This window comes from Hyalangium sp., assembly GCF_045802625.1.
GTDB lineage: Bacteria > Myxococcota > Myxococcia > Myxococcales > Myxococcaceae > Hyalangium.
The window spans coordinates 18,207-44,318 of sequence record NZ_JBJMQP010000053.1; the positions used below are offsets into that span (position 1 = coordinate 18,207).

Consider the following 26,112-nt stretch of genomic DNA (forward strand, 5'->3'; position numbering starts at 1 on the left):
TTTTCTGAGACTTGCGGGGAACGATGCGCTTCGTCTGCGACAGCTGCCGCGCGCAGTACATGATTAGCGACGACAAGATTGGCGCCAAGGGCGTCAAGATTCGTTGCAAAAAGTGCGGCCACGTCATTGTGGTGCGTCCTGCCGGTGCCGCGGCGCCGAAGGACGAGGGGGCTCCGGCGGTGGAAGCCACGGCCGCCGCTGCGCCCAATGGTGCCGCGACTTCCAATGCCCCCAGCGGGGTCGCCTCGCTCGGGACTCCGCCCGAGGGTGGCCTCTTCACGGACGTCGAGGAGGACGAGATCGGCGCGGTGTTCGATCAGGTCCTCTCCGGCTCGCAGAAGATCCCGGGAGGAGAGCCGGCGCGTGAGAGCAAGCCGACCACGCCGGACGCGGTGCGCAAGCTCGCGGAGGCCGAGTCCGAGCCGGACGAGCCCAGGGCGGCGGCTCCCGCGAACGACTGGTACGTGGCCATCGACGAGAAGCAGGTGGGCCCGCTCACCGTCGACAAGGTGAAGGAGCACTGGGATCGCGGCGAGGTGGGGCCAGACAGCCTGTGCTGGCGTCAGGGCTTCGGCGACTGGATCCCGCTCTCGGAGGTGACGGAGCTGGCCTCGGTGCTCGCGCCGCGTCCGGCCAGGCCGGTCATCGTCGCGCCGTCGCCGGTGTCCACCTCGGTCCCCACGGTGTCCGCGCCGGTCGAGTCCGCCTTCAGCGCGGGAGCGGCCGCGAAGAACACGCGCCCCGAGATCCCCGCGGCCCCGGCGTTGGGCCAGGAGCCGACGTCCTCGGGGTGGAAGCCGTCCGCCGCGAGCGTGCTCGCCTCGCTGGTGAAGGAGGAGAACGAGGCGCTGTCCAAGCCACCTCCGAAGCCCGCCGTGGAGGAGAAGTCCTCTGTGCCGGGGCTGCTCGATCTGCCGCCTCCGGAGCCCGCACAGGCTCCGGCCGCGCGAGTGGCGCCGATGATGGCCGCCGCCGAGCCGATGCGTGCTCCGCAGCCCGCGCCGTACGCGCCCGGTGCGCCCGCGCCGGCGTATGCGCAGCCGGCCCCTGCGTACGCGCAGCCGGCCTACGCGTCGGCGGGCTACCCGCAGCCTGCGTACCCGGGCTATCCGCCGCAGGCGGCGCCAGGGGCCCAGGGCGGGGGCAACAAGACGGTGATGATCGCGGGCATCGCGGCCGCGGCCGTGGTCGTGCTGGCCATCGGGGGCTACTTCGCCTTCGGGAGATCCTCTCCGCAGCCACAGCCGCAGCCGCAGCCTCCCGTGGCCGTGGCGGCGGTGACGCCCACGCCTGCGCCCGAGGTGAAGCCGCCGCCCGCGGCCAACCCGGCCGTGGCCAACCCGGCGACGCCCACACCTCCTGCGGGCACGACGCCTGTGCCTGCCCCGGCCGTGGCTGCTGCTGGAGGGACACCTCCTGCGACGACTCCCGCCCCGGCGGCGACGCCCACGCCTCCTCCGGCAACGACGCCGGCGCCGCCTCCCGCGAGCGAGGCTGTTGCCACGCGGCCCAACTCGGGGACTCGAGAGCCGCGAGGGGAGCGGACGGGTTCGCGCTCGGGCAGCAGGTCCGAGAGCCGCTCCGAGGGCCGGTCCGAGGGCAAGTCGGAGAGTGTCGGCTCCGCGGCCGCGCCCGCGAAGGGCAAGGATGACGGGCTGGGCGATGACTTTGATGATCTCTTCGGCCCGAAGAAGACGGAGAAGAAGTCGAGCGGTAGCCAGGCGAGCGGTACTCCTTCCACGTACATTCCGCCCGAGCCTGGCGGTGGCGCCAACGTTCCCGAGCGGCTGGGTCAGTCGGACATCATGGCGGTGGTGCTGGCCAACAAGCAGGCCATCGTCAAGTGCGTGAACGAGCAGAAGAAGCGGGATCCAGGCGTCTCCGGCAAGCTCGTGATGCACTGGATGATCCAGACCAGCGGCAAGACGACGGGCGTGGCGGTGAAGTCGGATGAGTTCAAGAAGACCTACATGGCGAGCTGCATCTCCGGGCTGATCAAGGGTTGGACCTTCCCGCGGCACAAGAAGCAGGGAGATCCCATCGACTTCCCGTTCACGTTCTGACGGGGAGCAGGGAGCGGACAGTGTCAGGGCCGTGACACTGGGTCGTGGGACTGTCCGCTTCTGACGCTGCTGAATTTCTCAATGGGTCGATCGTCCAAGGTGCGTCGACATTCGTTGACACATCCGGACGAGCAGGGCTAAAGCCACGCCCGCTCGCAAGGAATGGAGGGGGCTTGTGAGGCCGGGAAGCCCCATGCGAGACACCCACAGGAGGAAGTCCAGCATGCAGCTTCGGAAGACGGTGGTGTTGCTCACTGCGCTGAGCGCGTTGAGCGTGGTGATGACGGCTTGCGATTCGGGCGATACGGGCAGCACGGCGTGCACGACGGATTCTGACTGCACCGGGACTACGGACGTCTGCCACCCGACCGCGAAGATCTGTGTCCAGTCGTGTACGGCGGCATCGGACTGTCCCGACACGGCGAAGACGTGCGCGGCGTTCACCGGCGCGAGCAAGAACATCTGCCAGTGCTCGACGGACCAGCTGTGCAATGGAGTGGGGAGCACGTCGACTGACCTGGTCTGCTCGAGCGTGGACAAGGTGTGCGAGGAGAAGTGCACCTCGGACGCGGCCTGCGGCACGGGCCGGACCTGCGACACGGCGACAGGTCAGTGCAAGGCGGGCAGCACGGGCACCTGCAGCCCGGCCTGCGGCACCGGCCAGACCTGCGACCCGCAGACCAACACCTGCGTGAACAACAACCCCGGTGGCACCTGCAGCGGCGAGGGCCAGGCCACGTGCAAGTACGGCACGGAGTTCTGCAGCTCGAGCACCTGCACGGCCCTCCCGGCGCCTTCGTGCCAGAACTACACGAACTTCCCGAACAAGAGCTCGCTCGGCACCACGGGCACGATCATCTACTCGGCCACCGTGCAGAGCTCGGCGACGGACACGGCCTATTGTGGCACGGCCAATCCCAAGCGTGTGAAGATCGCCCTGTCCGCGTACTCCAGCACCCCGTTCCCGGCGACCAAGGATGAGCTGAATGGCTTCTTCTACGTTGTTGTTGAGGGAACGCAGGACAGCGCGACCAAGTCTGTGAGCACCTCGTCGGGTAACTACGTTGTCTCTGGGAACAACCGAGAGAACGCTTCGATTGTGTACAGCCTCTGCCGCCCTGCCGACAGCACGACGACCTCGACAGGCTTCTACTTCATCAACGGCAACTTCTTCTGCTTCCAGGCGAGCTACCTCTAGCCTGAGACGCAGTTGAAGCTGTGCAGCATTCCGGTTTACCTGAGGCCCTGTCTGGCGACTTGCTGGGCAGGGCCTCTTATGTCGTAGGGACGCGGACCTACACACCTGCCAACCCATCAGGAAAGTGCGGTGTGTCGGCGATGAAACATGAATTTGGCCGAGAGGCGAGCGTCTTTCATGGCGCACGCACGGAGCTTCCGGCGGCCTTCAAAAGGAGAACCCATGTTGTCTTCGAAGCTGATTCGCACCTTGACCCTGGGGTTGAGCCTCGCTGGCACCGCAGCGTTGGCGGAGGATGCAGCGCCCAAGTCGGGGACGGTTCCCCAGTTGAACTGTCCAGCGGGGACCAAGCAGTTCGGTACTCCGGAAGAGAGCATCTATTGCCGCAAGACGATTTCCGTGAATGGCATCAACTTCGCTCACGGCCCGGCTGTCTCGTACTACCCCAATGGGCAGAAGCGCTTCGAGGGGCAGTACTTTGAAGGATTCCGCAGCGGCACTTGGACCTTCTACGACGAGACTGGCAAGCAGACCGGTCGCACCCAATTCAGCGCTGACAGCTACCACGGCAAGCGCGTGCAGTACTTCCTCAATGGCAAGCCGCGCCTCATTGAGGAGTACGTGAACGGGAAGCGTCACGGCCTGACTCAGGAGTTCTCCGAGGACGGCAAGTTGGTTCGCGAGGCGCAGTTCCGCGACGACAAGCAGGTCGACGCGAAGTAGCTCTCCTCCTTGCTCCAGTACCGAGGGCTCTCCTTCCCAGCGGAGGAGGGCCTTTCTTGTTCCTGTGCGTTGCTCTTGACCTACGGGCTCGGATACAAGCGCCCCTGTGAAGGTCGTGTCCCTCGCCCCCTTATTGCCCGAAATCCCCATCTGCACCGTAGCGGAGATGGGGCTCCGAGAGCTGGAGCGCCTCCGGCTCATCCTCCGTGGGGGCTCGGTCATCGATTGGCGGCGGATGCACTTCCAGTCCCGCGAGGAGGTGGACCACTTCCTGCGGCTCTGCCAGCTCGACCTCTCGCGGGCTGACGATGAAGCCTGGGCGCGCTTGGTTCTCGCGGACGCCGTGGAGTACCTGCGGAAGACCTTCGACTACCGGGTCGCGGATGCAGTGGCCAGCCCCCCGGAGATCCACGATCTCTTCCTCTATGCGTCCGGGGCGAAGGGACTGCCGAAGTATCGCCGCATCGCCTGTATCGTGCTGAAGGTGATGCACGTCATCCAGCACATCGAAGGACGGGACCTGCTCTTCCGGTTGGCCGTCTCCGAGGCGGGATTGGCGGACTTGGTAACAGACAAGGTGTTGGCGGTGGCCCAGGAGATTCAGGCCAGGGGGTTGCCGGTGGTGGAGTTCGCGCACTCCATCAAGACGCGCGACTCGCTCGTCACCAAGCTGATTGCGAAGAAGGAGACGGTGGCGGCTCAGGTCTATGATCGGACGCGGTTCCGCATCATCACGAAGAACCGGGCTGACATTCTTCCGATCCTCTACTTCCTCACGCAGCGTCTGTTTCCCTTCCACCTCTTGGTACCGGGGCAGACAGAGAACTCGCTTATCTCATTCAAGTCGGTGCTGCAGGACTACCCTCATTTCGAGGAGTTCGCTGCGCAATTGCATCTGGATCGCGATTACGAGGATCGTGAGGACCGTGGCAGTAATCAATTTTCAGGAAGCACCTACCGCGCCCTCAATTTCATCGTAGATATGCCTTTGCGGATGGATGCATATCTCACCACTCCTGAAGAGGATCAGCGCTCGCGGAAGAGCCGTATCGTGTTCACGCTGGTGGAGTTCCAGATCATGGACCAGGAAACGGCACGGCTGAATGAGGAGGGTGAGAATGCGCATAAGCTCTATAAGCGGCGACAGAAGCGGCGTGTTCTGCGCCGCCTTGCGCGGGGCCTTGTAGTCCCTAAGCGCAAGGGTTGATGAACCCTTGCATTCTGCGGCGCAGTGGCCTCACGAGTCCGAGTTCAGGTGCTACGGGTACTCGTAGGTGACCTCAAGTTCCGCCAACTTGGGAGTCTGCTCTACGTCTGAGTAGATGTCGTCATAAGCGCTGTCATTGTCGCTTGGTACCTCGAATCGGAGCCTGAACTGAGAGCGCTTGGTGTTGCGACTGCCTCTGTCTGCCCAATCCTGTGTCACGAACGAGGTCACGTCAAAGGTCCCCATCGTGGTTATGGCATTGCTCGGGACGATGATAGGAGGGTTTAGCGCTGGTGACTCGTATTGGACCTTGGCGTCAGGATTGACTGATTCTGCGCCAGAGTATGCAATTGTTTCACCGATATACACTCGCTCAAGGAGGAGTCGGCCAAGGACGGCAAAGGGAGTGCCGCGCTGGCCAGTGATATACCATTTAAGTCTGCTGGAGGTGATGTGAGTCAGTTCTTCTGGAAGCGCATCGAGTTTGAAGCCAAGCAGGAGGCGATTCTGGCTATCTCCAAACCAATCCCCAACTGATTCAAAATTATATGCACCACCGTTTCTCCAGTAATCCGGTGCAGAGGCATTACCGCTTGTGCGTACATCAAAGTCGAGAGTGACGGTGTTCTGCCGTACGGCGCGGAACGTGCTGGTCACGTTGTTTTCCAGCGCATTGCCGGACAGATCCTTGGCGGTGGTGGCGACACTCCAGATCACCTCCGTGCCGTAGGCGAAGTCCGTGTCTGGGTTGAAGGTCATCTCGGTGCCGGCCGCATTCCAGCCGAAGACTCCGAACTTGAACCCCGGTGGTGAGGTGATGGCGAAGGCCGTCTGGGCAGAAGCCTTGTCCATGGGCTCGGAGAACGTCACGGTGACGACTGCATCCCGAGCCACTCCGATGGCTGCGTAGGCCGGGCTGAAACTCAGGACTGTGGGAGGCGTGGTGTCCGGAGCCGGCCCGGTCGTGCTGAACGAGAACGCCTTGCGGTCCGCCAGCGCCTTTCCGGCCAGGTCCTTGCCATCAACGACGAGGGTGTAGGTGGTGTTCTGTGACAGCGGCGCCGCCGGCTGCAGCGTGAGCTGGGTGTTTCCGTTCGTCCACGTCGAGGCGCTGAGAGCCACCGTGGGTGCGATGCTGAACTGTACCGTGGTCACGTTCATGGGCTCGGAGAACGTGAGGACCCACTGAGTGTTGGTGGGCACATTGGTCGAACCGTGAAGCGGTGAGGCCGTGGTGATGGTGGGAGGAGTGCTGTCGGCGGGTGTGCCTGCGTCGGGCGTGGAGCCTGCGTCGGGCGTGCCCCCTGCATCCGGGGATTCAGGCTCCGCGACCTCGGGGAGGTTGATGCAGGCGGACAGCAGGACGGCCAGTAGCAGAGGGACGATGCGTTTGAGTTGGGACATGCTGCTCCTCCAAAGCAAGGGGCGTTCCACAGCGCTCGGTGGACGCTCCTGGCCTGAAATCAGGCTCTTGGAGGCGCAGGAAAGACGGTTCCCCTCTCGAACGCCAGCGGCTTGCAGTGGAGGCTCTCAGGAGCACCGTCCACGAACCTGGACTCCCAAGTCCATGAAGCGGGACGGTGCGGCCCGGAGGCAGGGGGGGAGAGGGCTACTTCTTCTTCCGGTTCTTCTTCCGGTTGGCCTTCTCGCGCTTGCGGCGCTCCTTGATGGCGTCCCGGTCCTCGGCCTTGCCCGCCGCCGACGGCGGCGCGTAGCCCATCAGGCGGGCCTTGGCCATCGCCGCCTGGCTCATCGGCGGCGTGTAGCCCGGGGCGATCTGCGGCATCTGCATGGGCAGGCCTCCCATCCCTCCCATCCCCGCCATGGCCTGCTGCATCACCTTGTCCTTCCCCATGATGCTCGACAGGTCCATGTTCTTCAGCTGCGACAGCTGCCCCAGCTGCTTGAACCCCGGGATCTTCCCCAGCAGCCCCGGGTTTTGCCCAATCGTCCCCATCACCTGCTGCATCATCCCGAACTTCTGCAGCAGCTCGCGCACGTCCTCCACCTTGCGCCCGCTGCCCTTCGCGATGCGATCGACCCGGCTCGCGTTGATCAGATCCGGCCGCAGGCGCTCCTTCTCCGTCATCGAGTCGTACATCGCCTCGATCTTCGTGAGCTCCTTCTCGTCCGGGTTCAGCTGCTCCGTCAGGTCCCCGAACAGCGGGAACTTCTCCAGCAAGTCCTTCAGCGGCCCCATCCGCCGCACCATTCGGATCTGCTCGACGAAGTCCTTCATCGAGAAGTTGCCGGACAACAGCTTGCGCGCGTCCTCCTCGGCCTTCTTCTCGTCGACGACCTTCTCGAAGTCCTTCATCAGGCCGACGATGTCGCCGAAGCCCAGGATGCGGCCCGCGAGCCCGTCCGGCCGGAACTCCTCGAGCTTGTCCATTCCCTCGCCGATACCGAGGAACTTGATCGGCTTGCCCGTCACCTCCTTGATGGACAGCGCCGCGCCACCACGCGCGTCACCGTCCAGCTTGGTGAGGATGAAGCCGTCCAACGCCAGCCGCCGGTCGAACTCGGCCGCCGTGCGCACCGCGTCCTGGCCGATCATCGCGTCGCAGACCAGCAGGATGTTGTCCGGGTGCACGTTGCCCTTGATGGCCTCCAGCTCCGCCATCAGCGCCTCATCGATGGCGAGCCGGCCCGCCGTGTCGATCAGCACCACGTCACACTTCTGCTCGCGCGCCGCCGCATACCCGCGCGCCGCCAGCTCCGGCGGCGGCACATTCGGCTCGTGGTACACCGGCACCTTCAGCCGCTCGCCCAGCACCTTGAGCTGGTCCACGGCGGCCGGGCGGTAGATGTCCGCCGCCACGAGCAGCGGCTTGCGCCCCTCCTGGAGGAGCTTGTTGGCCAGCTTGCCCGTGGTCGTCGTCTTACCCGAGCCCTGCAGGCCCACCATCATGATGCCGCTCAGCTGCCCCCGAGGCTTGAGCTTGAGGCTGGTGTCCACCGGGCCCATGAGGGCCTCGAGCTCGTCGTGGCAGATCTTCACGAAGTAGTCGGCCGGGCTCACCTTGCGCTTCTGGCCGGACTTGTCGGTGATGGTCGTCTGGACCACCTCGCCCACCGTCTTCTCGCGGACGCGGGCGACGAACTTCTTCACCACATCGAAGGCGACGTCGGCCTCGAGGAGGGAGACGCGGATGTCGCGGAGGGACTCGTCCACGACGTCCTGGGAGAGCTCGCTCTTGCCAGCGAGGCGATTCTTGGCGGCACGGAAGCCCTTGGTGACAGTCTCGAGCATGGCGGGCGGCTTTATAACAAGGGCAGGCCGGAATCGACCGTTGAGCGCATTGCGGCCGTCCAGCAGTTGAGAGAAGGTCCCGATTCCAGAAGAGGCACTCGGGCACGAGTGGCGGAACTGGCAGACGCAGCGGACTTAAAATCCGCTGGCCCGAAAGGGCCGTCCGGGTTCGATCCCCGGCTCGTGCACTCTCAAACCCTGGAGGTTATTGAGAAATTCGCCGGCCTTGAGGATGCGCGGGGGCCTGGCGGACGGGTGCCGCGGCGTGTTCCAACCGATGGGGCGCAGGCCTGTCCGCTTGCTGACTTCGGGGAGGGCTGCTCGGGCCGCTCCCCGGTGAATCCAGCCGACTCAGCGCTGGCGCGCGCCTGGCCGCACGTGGATAGGCACGGACAGCGTTTGCGCCCATGGCTGGAAGACCCGAGCGACCCTTTCAGTCGGGATGACTCGGCTTCCACGCCAGCGCTGGACGGGCGCGCGCTATCCGGGGTTTAATGTTTTGGGAATCTTCCACCGGCACCATCGCAGGGATAGCCCGAGAGTCCTGACATGAAAGTCCAAAACCCCCAGTCCCCCCTCCCGCGCTCTGTTTCCGATTCCGCCTCGCCGCCGACGACCAAGGCGCTTCCGCCCCAGCGTGGCAACGAGCTGGTCTCCCCGCGGTCCGATGCGTTCGACTCCAAGCGCGGCACCCAGTCCCGGCCCGCGGTGCTGACCGGTGAGGTCCAGGGCGCGGCTCCGTCGCTGCCTCCCGGCGCCGGCCCCATCAGCCCCAAGGACATCCCGGCGGCCGACTGGACGATGTTCGTCAACCTCAACGCGGACAACAACCTCGAGAGCTTTGGCAAGGCCGACCTCAACGAGATGGAGGCCGGCGGCGGCTCCATTCCGGGCAAGCTGAACATGATCGCCCTGGTGGATGGTGGCAGCCTCAAGGACCCCGTGAACAACTGGAACACCGGCACGCGCCTCATGTACGTGACCAAGGATCCGAACAAGTCCAACAAGGTCATCTCGCGCGAGATCCAGGTGGACCCGAACTCGGACCTGGGCAAGCTGCTGGCCAAGGGCAACGGCGAGCTGGACACGGGCAGCCCCGAGGTGCTCCGCGCCGCGCTGGACTACGTGCAGAAGAACACCCAGTCCAAGCACTACATGGTGGACCTGTGGGACCACGGCAACGACTGGCGCGGCGTCTCGTATGACGACCACCCGAACAGCAACCTGGACATGAACGAGCTGAAGCAGGCGCTCACCGGGTTGCCGCAGAAGATCGACATCCTCTCGGCGGACGCGTGCCTGATGGCCACCGTCGAGGTGGCTGACACCGCCAAGGCCGCGGGCGCGGACTTCCTGGTGGGCAGCGAGGAGGTCGAGCCGGGCACCGGCTGGAACTACACGGATCTCCTCAGCCGCGTGAGCAAGCTGTTCGACGGCGACACCTCCGTCAGCGCCGAGCAGATGGCCAAGGCCGTGCAGGACTCGTACGCCGCGGGCCCCAAGGACAACGTCACCGTGTCGGTGACGGACCTGTCCAAGCTGCCTGGGCTCAACACCAAGCTGAACGACTTCAGCGACGCGCTGGTCAAGGCCGGCGGCCTGCAGGACAAGACGCTGCGCGGCGCGTACGACAAGGCGCTGCGCTTCGATGACGCGGACCAGATGGATCTGGGTGACTTCGCCAAGCGCGTCGCGGCGAGCACCACCAACGCCAGCCTGAAGACGGCGGCCAATGCCCTCCTGGCCGAGCTGGCGAAGACGACCACGGAGAAGGGCGTCGGGATCAGCTCCACGGCCGGCAAGAGCTCCGGCTCACGCGACGTCGCTATCCCAGTCCCGGACAGCCGGAATCTCACGCCTGTCCGGTCGAGCAACCCCTACGCCGCGTCCACCGGCCTGACCGTCTACGCGCCCCGTGGCTCCGTGGATGCGGACTACAAGAAGGCCGGATCCGCCTGGCTCAACAGCCACTGGAACAACGTCATCAAGACGTACAGCAGCACCCCGCGCTCGTAGCCGAGCCCGGTCGCGCTCTCGCACGTCACGCCGGGCGCCGCTTCACAGCGGCTCCAGGAACTGGCGGATGTGCGAGAGCACCCGCTTGATCTTGGGAATCTCCGAGAGCGCCTCGGGCACGCTGATACGGACCGGGCGCTCGCGCCCCACCAGGTCTGGCAGGACCGGCACCAGCAGATCCTCGGGCGTGTCGGGATCCGCCAGCTCGACGCTGGGGATCAGGCCAATGCCCAACCCGGCGATGCAGCAGGTGCGGATCAGGTGGATGTCCGCCGTGATGAGCGCCGGCTCGACCGTGAACACGGCGCCTCGGAGCGTGGGCCAGGAGCGCGCATCGTCTCCCGGAGCCTCCCAGGAGAAGAGCTCGTGGCCTTGCAGCTCTTGCAGGGAGCGTGGGACTCCTCGCCGCCGCAGGTACTCCTTGCTGGCGATCAGCCCCTCTCGCACCCGCATCGCCACGTGCGAGAGCCACGGCCCCCGGGGGGTGTCCTCTCCGAAGTGGACCGCCAGGTCCACGTTGTCCAGCGGCTCGCCCAGGGGGTTGTCGCTGAGGCGGGCGTGGACACTCAGCCGTGGATAGTTGGACCGCAATGCTCCGAAGAGCGGAGTGAGCAGATGCGGCGGCAGCCCCACGGGCAGCACCAGCCGGAGCACCCCCGAGGGCTCCTGGCCCACCTCGCGGATGGAGGCCAGCAGGGCGCTCGTCTCCTGCATCATGATCCGGCCGCGCTGGGCGAGCAGCTCCCCGGCCTCGGTCAGGACGATGCCCTGTTGCGTGCTCTTGAGGAGCGGCACGCCGGCGCGCGCCTCGAGCGCCTCGACGCGGCGCCTCAAGGTGGTCCGCGACACGCCCAGGGACTCGGCGGCGGCCAGGAACGAGCCGGTCTCCACCACGTCAAGGAACGCCCTCAACTCTTCCAGATCCATGCTCGTGCCTCGCTGCGTGGATTCCTCGCTGCACAGCGATTGGACACCGCATGTCCGTCTTTGGCCATCGGCCGCGCGCTCGGGGGGCTACGAAAGAAGCCCCCAACTTCCAGGTGGAATGCCCCATGCGCACGCCAGCCGTCCTCGCCTTCGCCCTCGCCTTGTCCACGCTGCCTGCCCACGCCAAGGACCCTTCCCTGGGCGCGACGACCTTCACGGTCTATGAGGCGTACATGAGCCCCTCCCAGCAACCGGGAGAGGAGACGGACGCTCCGAAGTTGGTGGAGAAGAGCCTCGGCCTGTCGGGCACGGCTCCCTCGGTGCCGCGCGAGAGCCGCAAGTCCCGGGGCTATGGGCAGATCCGCTTCGCCAAGGATCTGAGCAAGGCCTATGTCGAGGTCGACATCCAGGGGGTCAACCCGGATGACATCATCATGTTCCACATCCACTGCGGCCCTCCGGGAGTCCTGGGCCCCATCATCGTGGATTTCGGCGCGGACGAGGGCGCGTCGAAGAAGTTCGTCAACGGCAAGATGACCTTGGAGCTCACCAACAAGAATATGGTCTTCATCAAGGACATGCCCAAGGGGCTGAAGCCCGCGCTGCCGGAGAGCTGCCCCGCCGAGCTGGGCTTCCCCACCCAGACCAAGACCATCGCCGGCCTGGAGTACCTGGCGAGGAAGGGCGTGCTCTATTTCAACCTCCACACCAAGGCGCACACCTACTACGGAGAGATGCGCGGTCAGATCTACGCCGCCCAGGAGTAGAGGAGCTGGCATCGCCCGCTAGAGCAGGAGCCGCGAGCGAGGGACCGAGCCAGCCGAGACGTTGATGCGTGGACAGCGCCTCCGCCAGCGTGCCACTGGTCGCGGGCTACGCCCACCCCATCTTCCTCAAGCAACAGGGGAGGGGTGTGCATGACTGTCAGACTTCGGGAACGATCCGTGGGTTGGCTGCTGGTGGGGAGCCTCTGCGTGCTCGCGGCGTGGCCGGCCCAGGCCTTCGATGACGCGGCGGCGGATCGGGCGCTGCAGTTCGCTCGGACTCAGTTGAACAAGACGGCCACGAACCCGGCGGTGCCGACGAACCAGTATCCCAAGGCCAGCACCGACGGCACGTGGAAGCTCGTGCGCAACGACGACATGGTGGGCTGGACCCAGGGCTTCTTCCCCGGCCTGCTCTGGCTCATGTACGACCAGGGCCGCGATGCCACCTGGAAGTCACGGGGGGATGCGTGGACGCGCAACCTGGAGCTCCAGAAGACCAACACGCAGACGCATGATCTGGGCTTCAAGTTCATGCCCAGCTTCGGCCAGGCGTACCGCCTGACGGGAGACGCCTACTACCAGGGGGTGCTCCTGACGGCCGCCCGTTCACTGGCGACCCGCTACAACTCCACGGTGGGGGTCATCAAGTGCTGTGACTGGAACCCGGCCTGGCAGGTGCCGACAGTCGTCGACACGATGATGAACCTGGAGCTGCTCTTCTGGGCGTCCCGGAATGGAGGCGATCCCGCCTGGAACGACATGGCCCTCAACCATGCACTGAAGACCATGACGGACATGGTGCGCTCGGATGGCAGCACCTTCCAGGTGGTGGACTACGACACCGCGGGCCACATCCGCTCGCGGGGCACGTACCAGGGATACTCGAACAGCTCCACCTGGGCGCGCGGCCAGGCCTGGGCCATCTATGGCTTCACCATGGCGTACCGGTACACGCGTGATGCGCGCATGCTGCAGACCGCGCAGAAGGTCACCAATTACTACCTGGACCACCTGCCGGCGGACTCCATTCCCTTCTGGGACTTCAACGCGCCCGCGGGCCAACAGGTGAAGGACTCGTCCGCGGCCGCCGCCGTCGCCTCGGCGCTCCAGGAGCTGAGCACCTACGTGACGGACCCGGCCGTGGCGCAGCGGTACCGGAACGCGGCCCTCGCGATGCTCGACAGCCTCAGCTCGTCGGCCTACCTGGCCTCCGGTAGCAGCAGCCCCGGCATCCTCCTGCATGGCGTGGGGTTCTACATGACGCCCGTTAATCCGCCAGGGAGCGACATCGACAAGAGCCTCATCTACGGCGACTACTACTTCGTCGAGGCGCTGATCCGCTACAAGCTGGCGAGGGCGGGCGGCTGGTACTCGACGCTCGTCTTCCCGGGCAGCCTGCATGACCTGGGCGCCAACAACACCGGGGTGCAGGTGGCCGAGTTCGATGTGACTCCGCTCAGCAAGCCCGTGGACGCCGTCATTGGATACGCGGGCCGCGCCACCAACGTCACCGCCTACTCCAGCCTGTCCCTGCTCATCCGCTTGAACCCCAGCGGCTTCTTCGATGTGCGCCGGGGGGGCGACTATGCCGCCCTCGCCAGCCTGCCCTACGAGATCAACGCCACCTACCACGTCCGCATGCGAGCGGATCTCGGTGCGAAGCGCTACAGCGTCTGGGTGAGGCCCCCGGGGGGGAACGAGGTGCTCCTGGCCGACAACTTCGGATTCCGCTCCGATGCGCCTGCCATCACGGATCTCGGCAAGGTGTCGCTCAAGAGCGGCCACTTCGACAACGAGCTCCGGGTGAGTGGGCACAGCGTGAGGCTCGGGAGCGCTCCTGTCACCAGCCCGAGCCCGAGCGAGCCGAGCCCTCCAGCGGCCGGGGAGCCACCGCCGACGGGAGCGCCGGAGGTTTCGGATCCGCCTGCCGAGACCCCGCCCGAGCGGGAGAGTAAGGGGTGCGCCGCGGCTCCGGGCTCCATGATGGCGCTGGTGGGACTGTTGCTGTGGCTCCTGGGGAGGGGTCGACGCTCATCCTCCAGGGCATAGCGGATGGCCCGGGCCAGATCCCGCCGTCCTGGCCGACTGGGATCGCCTGCTGCAGATCTTCTCGAACCTGCTCGGCAATGCGCTCCAGTTCACGCCTAAGGGAGGGCAGATCGCTCTGCGCGTCGAGCAGGCTGGGGACACGCACAGGTGCGCGTGGCGGGGGAGTAAGCCTGAACGAAGGCTTTCACAGGAAAGCGCGAGGACTCCGACTTATCTGCGAGTGACGAGTGGATCCGACAGGGGGGTAGACGAAAGTGCACGGTGCACTACACTCGGTGATCACGGGAGGGGAACCACCTAGGAGCATGGATGTCGCTTGAGCACGAAAGGCGCCGCCTCCGGCGCGACCCTCTCCAGAGTCCACCCACCTCCATGCGTGGGGCGCGTTGCGCGCCCACGGAAGGGGGCTTCCTCATCGCCACCTGCTTCGAGAGGGCGCTCGGTGACGGGCCCTCGCTCGCTCTTGCTTCTTCCACTCGAACGTCTTCGCGCCTCCACTAGCGCAAGGGGAACGCGGTATACCGCCCACTCGGACCCTTCCCCCGAGTGAGCCGCGCTCTTCGTCTTCGCGGTCGCAGAGTTTCACCTCAACCTTCGTTGTGAGAGCACCTTGACTATGCAGACTCCTGACCAGTTCGCGGATGTGGATGTGTTGGGCGCGAATCTTCAAGCCATCGTGGATGGCTTCGGAAACTTCTCCCTGCTGGGCAACCGTATCCTGCTGGACGAGGGGCTCGGCGCCAGCGGAGGCGACGGCTCGATCATCTTCCAGAAGGATCAGTGGTACCCGCTGGGCGCGTTCCTGCGCGCCTTCGAGCGGATCGGCAAGGAATTCGGTGCGTACATCCAGCACCAGGTCGGCCTGGCGATTCCGAAGAACGCCGTGTTTCCGCCGACGGTCGTGGACATCGACACCGCGATCCAGGCCATCGACGTGGCGTACCACATGAATCACGCGATGAGCGGTGTGCCGCTCTTCTCGCCCGCGACGGGAAAGAAGATCGATCGCATCGGCAACTACGGCTACGAGCGACAGCTGGGCAAGAAGCTGATCGTGAGCAAGTGCACCACGCCGTACCCGTGCCCGTTCGACGAGGGCATCTTGACGTCCATGGCGCAGCGCTTCGAGCGCACGTCCAGCGTCAAGCACGTGCCCGGAGCATGCCGCTCCCGGGGCAACAACCACTGCATCTACCACATCGCTTGGAAGTAGCGCCCACGCGGGGCGCCGCCTCTAGCCTCTAGGCGGGGGCGGCGACCGCGGTGCTGCGCTTGTTGACGGTCCGGACACGCACGGCGGCGCCAGCGTCCGGCTGGTGCTTCTGGGCGTACTCCATCCACTCGTCGAACATGCGGTGGAACAGCTCGAAGACCTCGTCGACCAGCCCCATCGCCTCGGCCTCTTGCTCGGGCGTCAGCTCGATGGTCTGCAGCTTGCCCTCGATGTCCTCGGTCCCCATGGCGTGGCCGCTCTCGAGATCCTTGTGGAGCGCGCCGAAGTAGCAGAGCGTGTTGCCGGTGGCCTTCTCGAATTCGTTGGCCAGGTCGCTGAACCGGGTGAAGGCCACATCGCCGGTGGCCTCGATGGCCTCGACCACCGCCAGGCGCACGGCGGGGGAGGTGTCCTCGATGAGCCCCATCAGCTTGTAGATGGTCTGCCGGGTGGCCTGGCGATCATCGCCCCACAGCAGCCGCAGCGCGCCGTTGAGGTCCATCTGGGTGTTGGCGCCCAGCGTGCGCAGATCCTTGAGGTACATGCCCCAGTGGTGATCATCCTCTTGGCTGTGCGTGTTGATGATCTGCTGGGTGGGGTCCGCGGACTGCTCGTCGCGCAGGCCGTACTTGTTCACATCCGAGAAGCCCATGACGAACGGCGCCATGCAGGGCACGAAGCCGAAACGCCGACGCGGATCCACGTTGGCGTCCTGGACGAACATCATCAGGGCCGACTGATCCAGACGCTTCTTGTTGCCCTCGATACGCTCTGCAACTCGCTTCATCATGGTGGGGTCTCCTCGATTGGGTGTCCCTGGACCCCCTTCGAGCATCGACACAGGGGCTGCGGGTAACTTTTAGAAATTTACTTCCCCCCGACCGCCGACTTAACGAACGTCACTGTAGTGGATTTTTATGCGCGGGTCAAAAACTTCTAGCGGGTTCAGTCTTTTTTTTTGAGTAAGCGGGTTTTACGGTGTGCTGAAGGGTATGGCTTGATCCGACTGGGTTGGCCAAGACATGGATAACACGAGAGGTAGAGTCGGTCATAACCCATATTCTGGGGCCGACCCACCCCCTTGATCTCATTGCCCTCGGCCAGCGACTGCCCGTTGCGAGCATGAGTCAGGGAGTGAACCTGACGACGTCCAGGGTGGGCATCCACAGTGCGCGTCGCAACCGGGAGCACCCGCGCTTCACGCTCTCTCGTGGCCCTCGCCATGTCTGTGCGCGCCGGCCTTCTCGCGAAGCTCGTTCTCTCCGTCCTCATCCCACACCCTCGACTTCGAGCTGTTGCTCTCCCCTGGATTTGATGTGGCGGCGGAACCCAGGATCCAAAAAGCCCCCGGCATCCTCTCCTGATCGAGGATCAAGATTGCCGCCGCCACGTGCGCCGAGTCTCCTCTTATATCGTGAGCCGACTCTCCTCCTATATAGCGATGGGCCTCCTATATAGCGATGGGCCTGCTGAGGCAGAGGATCTGGGGAGTCTCTTCGTTGAGGTGCTGCTGACCCACCCCTTGAACACCCGGCGATGCGCCGGAAGCGGAAGAGCGTCGCTCACCTGGTGCCACAGGTGGGTGTTGAGGGAATCGACGGGGTTTCCGTCACCTGAGATGTCTTTTTTGACACGGCTCCCAGCCAGAGGGGGGCCGATCCAGGTCCCTCCTTGGCTCATGCCTCAATGAAAATCCTTGGTTGCATAATAGGGGTTTTTCAAACCCATGTGTCTGATTTGACTCTGAATTCCAACCGGAGTGTCTGTGAGTGGGGTTAGCAGATCCGCGGTGCTTGGTATCCATGGAATTACAACAAGACTGGAATGTCCGTTTTTGACGGAGCTGATCTGGGGCCTTTTGCCCATTCAACGGAGGCCGAGAGCCTCGGTTGTGCCTTGTCAGCGGAAAAGAGACGGCCCTGAGACATGACGCAGCGCCGCATCCCCGCTCAACGGGGAAAGGGCATAGCCGTTGCAACCTTCTAGGATTGTCGCAGCAAGCAAGTAAGTGCGAGCAGCCGCAACGCCACCCGGCACCTTCGACTTCATTCCCCTAGGGAGGGCACCATGCGCCGTATTGCGATCATTGGCTCTGGACAGGCCGGACTTCTCGCCGCCCACGCCCTCCTGAAGGCGGGCTACGAGGTGACGCTCTACTCGGATCGGACGCCTGAGCAGTGGCTGCATGAGAGCCGGCCCACCGGCACCGCCACCCGCTTCGATCTGTCGCTCCAGTTCGAGTACGAGCTGGGCCTCGGCTCCTGGGAGAACGACGCGCCGTGGACGGACGGCATGCACATGACGCTCTGCCCGGTGCCGGGCAACCGCATGCTGACGATGACGGGGACCTTCCGCCGGCCCTGCCTCTCCATTGATCTGCGCCTGCAGAGCCACGCCTGGATGCTCGAGCTGGTCAAGCGCGGCGGCAAGCTCCAGATCGAGTCGATCAACCTCGAGCGCCTGGATCAGATCTCCGCCGAGAACGATCTGACGATCGTGGCCGCGGGGCGCGCGGAGCTCAGCCGCCTGTTCGAGCGGGATGCCGAGCGCAGCATCTACGACAAGCCGCAGCGCCACCTGGCCATGGTGTGCGTGAAGGGCCCCGCCATGGGCTTCAACGGCGTCCCCATGCTCCCGGTGAAGAACAACACCATTGGTGGGGTGGGGGAGACCCTCTTCGTGCCGTACTACCACAAGGATGCGGGGGCCAGCTGGAACATGGTCTTCGAGGCCTTGCCGGGCGGCCCGATGGATCGCTTCGGGGGGGCCAAGTCGGGCGAGCAGGTGCTGGAGATCGCCAAGCAGGTGATCCGCGAGTTCATGCCCTGGGACTACAACTGGGTGAAGAACGCCGAGGTCTCCGATCCCCTGGGCTGGCTGGTGGGTAAGTTCGCACCCACCGTGCGCAAGCCGGTGGGGCGGCTGCCGTCGGGCCGGCTGGTGACGGCGATCGGCGACACGGCGATGTCGCTGGATCCGATCGCGGGCCAGGGCGCCAACAACGGCAACAAGATGGTGCGCAACCTGGTGGAGTGCGTCATCGCCCACGGGGATCGGCCGTTCGACGCCCAGTGGATGACGGACACCTTCGAGCGCTTCTATGCGGATCACGGCGCGGCGACGTACGCCTTCAGCAACATGCTGCTGGAGCCCCCGACGCCCGGCGCGCGCGATCTGCTCATCGCCCAGTACGGCAGTGACGGCCGCTTCGACAACTCCAGCGGCCAGCAGATGCTGGCCAACGCCTTCGTCGAGAACTTCAACGATCCGCGGACGCTGACCCCTGTGCTGCAGGATCGTCAGAAGGTGCACGGGTTCATCGAGAAGGTGACGGGCCGCTCGTGGCTGCGGGCCATCGCCGCCGGAGCCGTGGGCGTGGCCTGGGAGGAGATCCGCCAGTGGCGTGGGCTGGAGCCGCGTCACCCGACCGTCGCCGCGATCAAGATCGCGGCCTGAGCTGCGCTCCTAGCGCCCCCAGCGGATTGTCCCGCCAGGGAGGGCCGCTCGCTCTGGTAGGGAGCGGGTGCTCCTGGCTGGCGGAGTGCCGGGGGGGCACAGTGTCCGGAAGTGGCGTCGCCCTGTCATCGGTTGTGGGATTGCGTGCTTGCGTCAACTGGGGAAGTCGGCTAGTTGTGCCCTCGGTTGTAGGCCTCCTGCGCGATTAGCTCAGCTGGATAGAGCGTTGGCCTCCGGAGCCAAAGGCCACAGGTTCGAATCCTGTATCGCGCGCTGTGTAAGGGCCCGGAATCGCAGGGATGACTCCCTGAGGGTTCCGGGCCCTTCGCTTTGGGGCCGCTGCGTTGCCCCACTCCTGCCCCCTCAATGAGCCGAGGCCGAGTGCTCGGGCGCCAGGAGGATTCGCACCGTGCGCACCCGGCGCGGCGTGGCGTCCAGGACCTCCAGCACCGTTCCATCGTCCAGGGTCAGCCGGGCCCCCGGCTTGGGGATGTCTCCCGTTCGCGCGGAGCAGAGGCCGCCCACCGTCGAGTACCCATGGCCCTCTTCCAGCTCCAGGCCGAGCTCGCGGTTGAGCTGCCGGAGGCTCGCCGTGCCCTGCACCACCGCGCTCGTCGCGCTCTCGCGCCGGATGAACTCCTCCGGCGTCTCCGTCTCGCTCAGGATGTCTCCCACCAGCTCCTCGACGAGATCCTCCATCGTCACCAGCCCCATCACGCCCCCGCGCTCGTCCACCACGATGGCCAGCTGCATGCGGCGCTGCTGAAGCTCCTTGAGCACGTCGATGGCTCGCATGGTCTCGAAGACGAAGTAGGGCGGGCGCAGCACGTCCTCGAGGAGGATGAGGTTCCCCTCCCAGGCCACGCTCAGCAGATCCTTCGCGATGACGTAGCCGACGATGTTGTCCAGTGTGTCCTCGTAGACCGGCAGCCGCGAGTGCCCATGCTCCAGCAGGAGCTGCCGGAGCTCCTCGGTGCTCGCGTGCCGGCGCAGCGCGACGATGCGGTTGCGAGGCACCATCACCGCCGCCAGCGTGAGCGCCGCCAGATCGAACGCGCGCGAGGCGATCTCCCCGGCGCGGGGATCCAACGTGCCCGCCTTCGAGGCCTCCTCCACAAGCTGCTGCAGTTCCTCGGGAGAGAGGCGCGCCTCGGTGAAGTTCGTGCGGTCTCCGAAGAAGCGCAGGAGGAGGTTGGAGCTGGCCGTCAGCAGCCACACCAGCGGCCGGACCAGCCAGGACAGTCCATAGAGCGGGCGGCCGATGAGCAGCGCGTACCGCTCCGAGTAACGCAAGGCGAGCGACTTGGGCACCAGCTCGCCCAGCACCAGCGACAGAAAGGAGATCGCGCCCACGACCAGGGCGAAGGCGAGGCGCTCCGCCACTGGCTCGCCCACGCCCAGCCGGGCCAGCAAGCCCGCCAGCGGGTGGGCGAGCGAGGCGCCTCCGAAGGCCGCGGCCGTCGAGCTGATCACCGTGATGCCGATCTGCACCGTGGCGAGCAGGCGCTCGGGGTTGGCGCGCAGCGTGGCGATCAGCCGGGCCGCCCGGCTCCCTTCATCCAGCAACTCGCGCAGCCGGGTCTTGCGCAGCGTCAGCAGGGAGAGCTCCGCGCCGGCGAAGACACCGTTCGCCAGCACGAGCAGCAGGACGATGAGGAGCTCCGACGCGATGATGGCCTCCACTCAAGGGTTTCCTACTCACGGTGGAGTGTGCCGGGCAGCCCTCCACCGCTCCTGCCGCCAGGCGCTCAGGCGTTCAGCGACTGAAGGAGCAGCGACAGCTGGTCGCGGCTGGCCCCCTTGGGGAGATAGTAGTGAGGGCCCGACATTAGAGCGTTGCCAACGTCCTGCGCCGCCGCGGAGGTGAGGAAGACGATGCGCGGCTGTGTGTTGCGAGGCATCCGCTCGACGACCTCCAGGCCGCTCATTCCCGGCATGTTCAGGTCCAGGAGCATGACCCCGTACCGCTCACGAGAGAGCGAGTCCAAGGCCTCCTGCCCGTCTGACGCCTCGATGGCTTCGTAGCCGAGATCCTCCAAGCACACCTTCAGGAACTCTCGCCAGTCCGCATCGTCGTCTACGACTAGGACTCTGTGTGCATCGTCTGACGGTCGGCTCAAAGATCCTCCCTGACGCAAGGGAAACTCCCCGGCGTCACTCCCTCATTCACCCCGGGGGCCGGAGCAGGCTGGCTCGGGGAGCAGGGGGGCGGACAGGGACTCGCTCGTGGCTGCCGCTCCATGGCCTGGGAGGGAGCGACGTGACCGCTCCGAGGCGGCCGCGGGAAATCGGAGTGACAGCGGCGTGAAGTGCCGCGCCGGTTCCTACTCCTGAGGAATGTTCCGGCTCAGCGGATGGCGGATGTCCTTGCCGCGCACCATGTAGACGACCATCTCCGCCACGTTCATCGCGTGGTCGCCGATGCGCTCCAGGTGCTTGGCGATGAACATCAACGCCGTGGCCCGCCGGATGTTCTTCGAGTCCTCCATCATGTACGCCAGCAGCTCGTTGAAGATCTTCAGGAAGAGGGCATCCAGCAGATCGTCTCCCTTGAGCACCTCCTCGGCCTTGGCCACGTCGCTGGACACGAAGGCGTCCAGGGCCTTCTTCACCTGCTGCTGGGCCAGCTCCGCCAGCCGCGGCGTGTCCACGTAGGGCGCCAGCGGCGCCACCTGGCTCAGATCGATGGCGCGCTCGGCGATGTTCACCGCCAGGTCCCCGATGCGCTCCAGATCCGTGACGATCTTCAGCGCCGTGGTGATGAGGCGCAGATCGCTCGCCGCGGGCTGCCGCAGCGCCAGGATGCGGCGGCAGAGATCGTCGATCTCCACCTCCAGCCGGTTTACGTCCTTGTCGGACTTGATCACGTTCTCGGCCAGCGCGGAGTCCCGCTCGGTGAGGGCTCGCACGCTTTGGGCGATGAGCGTCTCCACCTTGGCCCCCATGGCCAACAGCCGCTCGCGCAAGTCGCGCAGATCCTGCTCGAAAGCCTTGTCCGTGTGCGTTGCTGGCATGGCGTGCCTCGCTCCTACCCGAACTTTCCGGTGACGTAATCCTCGGTGCGCTTCTCTCGCGGGTTCGTGAAGATCTGCTCCGTGGCCCCGCATTCCACCAGCTCGCCCATGTAGAAGAAGGCCGTCCGATCGCTCACCCGCGCCGCCTGCTGCATGTTGTGGGTGACGATCGCGATCGTGTACGTGGCCTTCAGCTCGTGGATGAGCTCCTCGATCTTCGCCGTGGCGATCGGATCCAGGGCGCTCGCTGGCTCGTCCATCAGCAGCACCTCGGGCTCCACCGCCATCGCTCGGGCGATGCACAGGCGCTGCTGTTGGCCGCCGGACAGGCCCAGGGCGCTGTCCTCCAGCCGGTCCTTCACCTCGTCCCAGAGCGCCGCGCCTCGTAGGGACTTCTCCACCCGGGCGGAGAGCTGCGCCTTGTCCTTCATCCCCGCCACTCGCAGGCCGTAGGCCACGTTCTCGAAGATGGACTTGGGGAAGGGGTTGGACTTCTGGAACACCATGCCCACCCGGCGGCGCAGGTCCACCACGTCCACGCTCCGGGCGTGGATGCTCGCCCCGTCCAGCAGGATGGTGCCGGTGTGGCTGGAGCCGGGGATGAGATCATTCATCCGGTTGAGCGAGCGCAGGAAGGTGGACTTGCCGCAGCCGGAGGGGCCGATCAGTGCCGTCACCTGCCGCTCGGGGAGCGCAAGGCTCACCTGGTTGACGGCCACCTTGGTGCCGTAGCGGAGCGTCAGCTCCCGAGCCTCCATCTTGAAGCGGGGATTGGGCGACGGGAGGGTCATGGACAGCGTCTCAGGCAGTGTTCGCTGGAGCGTCATATCAACAAGCTCAGCTGGGCGAGGTCGCGCTCGTCATCGACGATGAGGACGTGAGACATGGCGGTGCAATCTGGCCGCTCCCGTTTGCTTTGGCGTGACACACGGGCAACAAGTGCGTGACGAACGGGGACCTCGGAATCCGCGGGCTTGAGCGCATCGGGTGCTCATCCTCGGCCACGGCGTGGCGGACGAGCATCAACGGAAGGGAGTGCACAGGCATGGAGGCGGCCTCCTAATCCCGCGCCGCGGACAGAGGCAAGCCACGCCTGGGTGTCAGCCGTCCAGATCGCTCACGGAGTCCAGCTGCGAAGCCAGCGCCGGCTCCGAGGCCAGCGCCGTGGCCTGCGCGTGACCGATATCGGATGGATCCACCGCCTCCTGGCGCAGGGCGGCGGCCTCGACCTCGTCTCGGGGCACGGGGAGCTCCTCGGCCACGGGCAGCTCGGCGGGCGCGGGCCGCGGCGGCGCACCCGGAGGCGGGCGCAGCACGGGCCCCGGAGGCGGCAGGCCCGAGTGACGGCGCGCGGCCTCCAGCAGCGCGTGGTGATGGCGGTAGCGTGCCTCCACCAGCTTGTGGATGAGGATGGGGCCGCCAGGCACCTTGCGAGCCGTGAGCGCCTGGGTGGCCTTGCGCACCGGGTAGCGCACCCGGCGGATCTGCACGCGCCAGCCCTTGGGCGTGTACGTGAAGATGCCGTAGGCCGGGCGCAGATCCCCGTCCCGGGGAATGCCCGCGCTGGCCACGTCCGCGATGATCATCCGGCCCACGCGGCGGCGGTAGGGGAAGTGCAGGTGCCCGAAGGCGCACGCCGCCGCGTCCAGGTGCATGAAGAAGCGGCGCACGGAGAGCTCGTCCAGCGTGGGGTCCAGCGACTCCTCGAGGTTCTTCGGGTTCGCGTGGCAGATGAACAGATCCTGCCCCTTGCGCGGCGTGTAGCGGACCGAGAAGGGCATGGCGCCCAGCATCTTGAGGTGGGCCTCGCCGAGCTGATCCCGCGTCCAGCGCAGCAGCTCCGTCTTCCAGTGGTCCCGCTCCCGGTAGGCGCCGCCCAGGTAGTTGCCCGCGAGGTAGCAGTCCGTGTTGCCCATCAGCAACGCGTCGCACTTGTCGGCCAGCAGCTCCACCGTCTCGCGAGGGTGGGCGCCGCGCAGCGCGAGATCTCCCGCCGCGACGATGTAGTCGGGCGCCATCCTCTCGATGTCCTCGAGGACTGCCTCGCAGGCGGGCAGATTGCCGTGAATGTCCGCGAGGATCGCGACCCGCATCGTGGCCGTATCCTACCCGGATGCGGCCTTGGCGGTAGCCACGGGCAGAAAAATGACGAACACGCTGCCTACATTGGGCTGGCTCTCGACCTTCACCTCGCCCTCCATGGCGCCGAGCAGGTGCTTGACGATGGACAGCCCTAGCCCCGTGCCGCCCATGTCCCGGCTGCGACCTTTGTCCACCCGGTAGAAGCGCTCGAAGATACGAGACAGGTGCTTGGGCTCAATCCCCACGCCCGTGTCCTTCACCCGTACCACGCAGCGCCCCTCCTCCAATGTGCCGAAGACGTCCACCCGGCCGCCCGCAGGGGTGTACTTCACGGCGTTATCGAGCAGGTTGAGGAGTACCTGCTCGACCGCTCGCTCGTCTCCGCGCGCCACCAGGGTGGGGGGGAGCTGCAGCTCCACGTGGATGTTCTTGCCCGCCGCCTTGGGCTTGACCGTCTCGGCCGCCCGGGACGCCGCCACCGCCAGGGGGACGTTGGCGATCTTCAGCTGCACCTCGCGGGACTCCAGCCGGGACAGCTCGAGCAGATCCTCGACGAGCTCGGAGAGGCGCTCGGATTGGCGGTGGATGATCTCCACCATCTTGGGCGCCATCTCCGCGTCCTTCAGCGCGCCGCTCTGGAGGGTCTCCGCGTAGCCTCGGATGGCGGTGATGGGCGTGCGCAGCTCGTGGGAGACGTTGGCCACGAAGTCCTTGCGGACCTTCTCCAGCCGCCGCAGCTCCGTCACGTCGTGGAAGACGGCGGCGCTGCCCGGGAGATCCTTCCCCAGCGGCGTCACGCGGATGGCCAGCGTGCGCGGGAACAGTCCCTCTAGCGTGAGCTCCAGGCGCGAGGAGCTCCCCTCGCGGCAGGCGCGCATCACGGCGTCGTTGAGCTCCTCGTTGCGGATGAGCGCCAGCGGGCGCTGGCCGGTGATGCCCGCGCTGCCCGGCTGGAGCATCTCTCGCAAGGCGTCGTTGTGGCGCACGACGGTGCCCTCGGCGTCCGTGACCCAGATGCCCTCGATCATGCCGTCCAGCACGGCGGTGAGGGTGCGCGCCTCCTGGGTGAGCTGGGCGTTCTGGCTGTTGAGCTGAGCGTGCAGCGAGTCGATGGCGCCCGCGAGGTTCGCCACCTCCTCCAGCGTGTCGTCCTCAGAGGAGGAGGGCAGGGCGGGAGTGCCCTCGGCGCGGCCCCGGGTCCGGCGCGCCAGCAGTTGGAGCTGCCGCTGCACGCTGTCCCGGCTGGCGATGATGGCCATCACGAAGCCCGCCATCGTGATCAGCGCCGCGACGAGGACGGTGCCCGGCGTGCCCAGGACCATCAGCACCACCAGGACGACGGTCGCGGGCAGCAGGAGCGGGAGGAAGATGTCGCGCATGGGCGGGCCGAGCGGATTCAGGGCGAGTTGAGCTTGTAGCCCACGCCTCGGATCGTCTCGATGATGTCGCCCGCGGGCCCCAGCTTCTCGCGCAGGCGCTTGATGTGGGTGTCCACGGTGCGGGTGTGGATCTCCGCCTGGATGCCCCAGACGTCCGACAGGAGGACCTCTCGCGTCTGCACCCGGCCGCCGCGCTCCATCAGCGTGCGCAGCAGGCGGAACTCCAGCGCGGTGAGGACGGCCTCCTCGCCCTTGACGCGGACCTGGTGGCGCGAGGTGTCGAGCTGGATGTCCCCGGTGCTGAGCTGCGGAGCAGGCCCCTCCTCCGCGTCCGAGCGCCGCAGCACCGCCTTGACCCGGAGCATCAGCTCGCGGACGGAGAAGGGCTTCACCACGTAGTCGTCCGCCCCCGCCTCCAGGCCCTGGATGCGGTCGGACTCCTGGCCCTTGGCGCTGACGATGACCACCGGCACCTTGCGCAGCTCCGAGTCGCTCTTGAGCATCCGGAGCACCTCGCTGCCGGCCACGTCCGGAAGCATCAGATCCAATAGCACCAGCTCCGGCATCCGGGCGCGCGCCTTGGCCAGCCCGCCCGCGCCGGTGTTCGCCGTCTCCGTCTCGAACCCCGCGGCGCGGAGGTTGTACTCGACGAGCCCAGCGAGGTCCTGTTCGTCCTCGATGATCAGGATGCGCGCCATGACTTCCCTGCCTCCGGTGGGGAGCCGCGTGACGGCCCCGTGGCGCCGCACCAGTAGCAGATCCCTC

General features: G+C 66.1%; 20 protein-coding genes and 2 tRNA genes. 11 read left to right on the plus strand and 11 right to left on the minus strand.

All coding sequences use genetic code 11. From position 1 onward, the window contains the following. Positions 1-23 precede the first annotated feature (23 nt). The 4 genes from gltJ to ACJ8AT_RS10200 all read left to right on the plus strand — a co-directional run bounded on the left by gltJ (position 24) and on the right by ACJ8AT_RS10200 (position 5,191). Entirely contained in the window at positions 24-2,063 is a 2,040-nt protein-coding gene (gltJ, locus tag ACJ8AT_RS10185; protein WP_407737470.1) for an adventurous gliding motility protein GltJ, read from the plus strand. A gap of 223 nt (positions 2,064-2,286) precedes the next feature. Beyond that, entirely contained in the window at positions 2,287-3,261 is a 975-nt protein-coding gene (locus ACJ8AT_RS10190; RefSeq protein ID WP_407737471.1) for a hypothetical protein, read from the plus strand. A gap of 222 nt (positions 3,262-3,483) precedes the next feature. Beyond that, positions 3,484-3,984, plus strand: coding sequence for a toxin-antitoxin system YwqK family antitoxin (locus ACJ8AT_RS10195; protein WP_407737472.1), 501 nt, complete (start codon positions 3,484-3,486; stop codon positions 3,982-3,984). 106 nt (positions 3,985-4,090) lie between these two features. Beyond that, positions 4,091-5,191 carry a TIGR04552 family protein gene (locus tag ACJ8AT_RS10200; RefSeq protein WP_407737473.1) on the plus strand — a complete coding sequence of 367 codons (1,101 nt, stop codon included), beginning with the start codon at positions 4,091-4,093 and terminating at the stop codon, positions 5,189-5,191. A 51-nt stretch (positions 5,192-5,242) separates the two neighbouring features. Here ACJ8AT_RS10200 and ACJ8AT_RS10205 read toward each other — a convergent pair whose 3' ends face one another. After that, positions 5,243-6,595 carry an Ig-like domain-containing protein gene (locus tag ACJ8AT_RS10205; protein WP_407737474.1) on the minus strand — a complete coding sequence of 451 codons (1,353 nt, stop codon included), beginning with the start codon at positions 6,593-6,595 and terminating at the stop codon, positions 5,243-5,245. 205 nt (positions 6,596-6,800) lie between these two features. Further along, positions 6,801-8,444, minus strand: a complete 1,644-nt coding sequence (ffh, locus tag ACJ8AT_RS10210; RefSeq protein ID WP_407737475.1) for a signal recognition particle protein — start codon at positions 8,442-8,444, stop codon at positions 6,801-6,803. A gap of 102 nt (positions 8,445-8,546) precedes the next feature. Between ffh and ACJ8AT_RS10215 the strand changes: the two genes are divergently transcribed. Then, positions 8,547-8,632, plus strand: a tRNA-Leu gene (locus ACJ8AT_RS10215). A 361-nt stretch (positions 8,633-8,993) separates the two neighbouring features. Then, on the plus strand, positions 8,994-10,460 hold the full coding sequence (locus ACJ8AT_RS10220) for a clostripain-related cysteine peptidase (RefSeq protein WP_407737476.1): 1,467 nt from the start codon (positions 8,994-8,996) through the stop codon (positions 10,458-10,460). A 42-nt stretch (positions 10,461-10,502) separates the two neighbouring features. Here ACJ8AT_RS10220 and ACJ8AT_RS10225 read toward each other — a convergent pair whose 3' ends face one another. Further along, a complete protein-coding gene (locus ACJ8AT_RS10225; RefSeq protein WP_407737477.1) occupies positions 10,503-11,387 on the minus strand; it encodes a LysR family transcriptional regulator in 885 nt (294 codons plus the stop codon). A gap of 125 nt (positions 11,388-11,512) precedes the next feature. On the opposite strand from ACJ8AT_RS10225, the gene ACJ8AT_RS10230 reads away from it, so the two are divergent. The 3 genes from ACJ8AT_RS10230 (at position 11,513) to ACJ8AT_RS10240 (ending at position 15,416) form a co-directional block, all read left to right on the plus strand. Continuing rightward, a complete protein-coding gene (locus ACJ8AT_RS10230; RefSeq protein WP_407737478.1) occupies positions 11,513-12,154 on the plus strand; it encodes a CHRD domain-containing protein in 642 nt (213 codons plus the stop codon). A 150-nt stretch (positions 12,155-12,304) separates the two neighbouring features. Continuing rightward, the gene (locus ACJ8AT_RS10235) at positions 12,305-14,203 is read left to right on the plus strand and encodes a glycoside hydrolase family 88 protein (RefSeq protein WP_407737479.1); all 1,899 of its coding nucleotides are present in this window, start codon (positions 12,305-12,307) and stop codon (positions 14,201-14,203) included. 616 nt (positions 14,204-14,819) lie between these two features. Continuing rightward, positions 14,820-15,416 (plus strand): hypothetical protein, encoded by a 597-nt coding sequence (locus ACJ8AT_RS10240; RefSeq protein ID WP_407737480.1) that lies wholly within the window; start codon positions 14,820-14,822, stop codon positions 15,414-15,416. 28 nt (positions 15,417-15,444) lie between these two features. Here ACJ8AT_RS10240 and ACJ8AT_RS10245 read toward each other — a convergent pair whose 3' ends face one another. Continuing rightward, positions 15,445-16,206: a hypothetical protein gene (locus tag ACJ8AT_RS10245; protein ID WP_407737481.1), complete on the minus strand. Its 762-nt coding sequence runs from the start codon at positions 16,204-16,206 to the stop codon at positions 15,445-15,447. Between the two features lie 1,277 nt (positions 16,207-17,483). Here ACJ8AT_RS10245 and ACJ8AT_RS10250 point away from each other — a divergent pair. Further along, positions 17,484-18,872 (plus strand): styrene monooxygenase/indole monooxygenase family protein, encoded by a 1,389-nt coding sequence (locus ACJ8AT_RS10250; protein ID WP_407737482.1) that lies wholly within the window; start codon positions 17,484-17,486, stop codon positions 18,870-18,872. 199 nt (positions 18,873-19,071) lie between these two features. Further along, positions 19,072-19,145 (plus strand) — tRNA-Arg (locus ACJ8AT_RS10255). 90 nt (positions 19,146-19,235) lie between these two features. Here the strand turns inward: ACJ8AT_RS10255 and ACJ8AT_RS10260 are convergent. The 7 genes from ACJ8AT_RS10260 to ACJ8AT_RS10290 all read right to left on the minus strand — a co-directional run bounded on the left by ACJ8AT_RS10260 (position 19,236) and on the right by ACJ8AT_RS10290 (position 26,045). Further along, complete coding sequence (locus tag ACJ8AT_RS10260) at positions 19,236-20,516, minus strand: hemolysin family protein (protein ID WP_407737561.1); 1,281 nt, start codon at positions 20,514-20,516, stop codon at positions 19,236-19,238. 104 nt (positions 20,517-20,620) lie between these two features. Beyond that, positions 20,621-21,010: a response regulator gene (locus ACJ8AT_RS10265; RefSeq protein ID WP_407737483.1), complete on the minus strand. Its 390-nt coding sequence runs from the start codon at positions 21,008-21,010 to the stop codon at positions 20,621-20,623. A 186-nt stretch (positions 21,011-21,196) separates the two neighbouring features. Continuing rightward, positions 21,197-21,886 (minus strand): phosphate signaling complex protein PhoU, encoded by a 690-nt coding sequence (gene phoU, locus ACJ8AT_RS10270; protein ID WP_407737484.1) that lies wholly within the window; start codon positions 21,884-21,886, stop codon positions 21,197-21,199. A 14-nt stretch (positions 21,887-21,900) separates the two neighbouring features. After that, a complete protein-coding gene (pstB, locus tag ACJ8AT_RS10275; RefSeq protein ID WP_407737562.1) occupies positions 21,901-22,644 on the minus strand; it encodes a phosphate ABC transporter ATP-binding protein PstB in 744 nt (247 codons plus the stop codon). A 342-nt stretch (positions 22,645-22,986) separates the two neighbouring features. Further along, complete coding sequence (locus tag ACJ8AT_RS10280) at positions 22,987-23,979, minus strand: metallophosphoesterase family protein (RefSeq protein ID WP_407737485.1); 993 nt, start codon at positions 23,977-23,979, stop codon at positions 22,987-22,989. 12 nt (positions 23,980-23,991) lie between these two features. Further along, positions 23,992-25,347: a sensor histidine kinase gene (locus ACJ8AT_RS10285; RefSeq protein WP_407737486.1), complete on the minus strand. Its 1,356-nt coding sequence runs from the start codon at positions 25,345-25,347 to the stop codon at positions 23,992-23,994. A 17-nt stretch (positions 25,348-25,364) separates the two neighbouring features. Next, positions 25,365-26,045: a response regulator gene (locus ACJ8AT_RS10290; RefSeq protein ID WP_407737487.1), complete on the minus strand. Its 681-nt coding sequence runs from the start codon at positions 26,043-26,045 to the stop codon at positions 25,365-25,367. Positions 26,046-26,112 lie beyond the last annotated feature (67 nt).

Excerpts from the sequence above, each read along its gene's own strand:
- gltJ (WP_407737470.1), top strand. The coding sequence starts at position 24 with ATGCGCTTCGTCTGCGACAGCTGCCGCGCGCAGTACATGATTAGCGAC.
- ACJ8AT_RS10190 (WP_407737471.1), top strand. The coding sequence starts at position 2,287 with ATGCAGCTTCGGAAGACGGTGGTGTTGCTCACTGCGCTGAGCGCGTTG.
- ACJ8AT_RS10195 (WP_407737472.1), top strand. The coding sequence starts at position 3,484 with ATGTTGTCTTCGAAGCTGATTCGCACCTTGACCCTGGGGTTGAGCCTC.
- ACJ8AT_RS10205 (WP_407737474.1), bottom strand. The coding sequence starts at position 6,595 with ATGTCCCAACTCAAACGCATCGTCCCTCTGCTACTGGCCGTCCTGCTG.
- ffh (WP_407737475.1), bottom strand. The coding sequence starts at position 8,444 with ATGCTCGAGACTGTCACCAAGGGCTTCCGTGCCGCCAAGAATCGCCTC.
- ACJ8AT_RS10220 (WP_407737476.1), top strand. The coding sequence starts at position 8,994 with ATGAAAGTCCAAAACCCCCAGTCCCCCCTCCCGCGCTCTGTTTCCGAT.
- ACJ8AT_RS10225 (WP_407737477.1), bottom strand. The coding sequence starts at position 11,387 with ATGGATCTGGAAGAGTTGAGGGCGTTCCTTGACGTGGTGGAGACCGGC.
- ACJ8AT_RS10230 (WP_407737478.1), top strand. The coding sequence starts at position 11,513 with ATGCGCACGCCAGCCGTCCTCGCCTTCGCCCTCGCCTTGTCCACGCTG.
- ACJ8AT_RS10235 (WP_407737479.1), top strand. The coding sequence starts at position 12,305 with ATGACTGTCAGACTTCGGGAACGATCCGTGGGTTGGCTGCTGGTGGGG.
- ACJ8AT_RS10240 (WP_407737480.1), top strand. The coding sequence starts at position 14,820 with ATGCAGACTCCTGACCAGTTCGCGGATGTGGATGTGTTGGGCGCGAAT.
- ACJ8AT_RS10245 (WP_407737481.1), bottom strand. The coding sequence starts at position 16,206 with ATGATGAAGCGAGTTGCAGAGCGTATCGAGGGCAACAAGAAGCGTCTG.
- ACJ8AT_RS10250 (WP_407737482.1), top strand. The coding sequence starts at position 17,484 with ATGCGCCGTATTGCGATCATTGGCTCTGGACAGGCCGGACTTCTCGCC.
- phoU (WP_407737484.1), bottom strand. The coding sequence starts at position 21,886 with ATGCCAGCAACGCACACGGACAAGGCTTTCGAGCAGGATCTGCGCGAC.
- pstB (WP_407737562.1), bottom strand. The coding sequence starts at position 22,644 with ATGGAGGCTCGGGAGCTGACGCTCCGCTACGGCACCAAGGTGGCCGTC.
- ACJ8AT_RS10280 (WP_407737485.1), bottom strand. The coding sequence starts at position 23,979 with ATGCGGGTCGCGATCCTCGCGGACATTCACGGCAATCTGCCCGCCTGC.
- ACJ8AT_RS10285 (WP_407737486.1), bottom strand. The coding sequence starts at position 25,347 with ATGCGCGACATCTTCCTCCCGCTCCTGCTGCCCGCGACCGTCGTCCTG.
- ACJ8AT_RS10290 (WP_407737487.1), bottom strand. The coding sequence starts at position 26,045 with ATGGCGCGCATCCTGATCATCGAGGACGAACAGGACCTCGCTGGGCTC.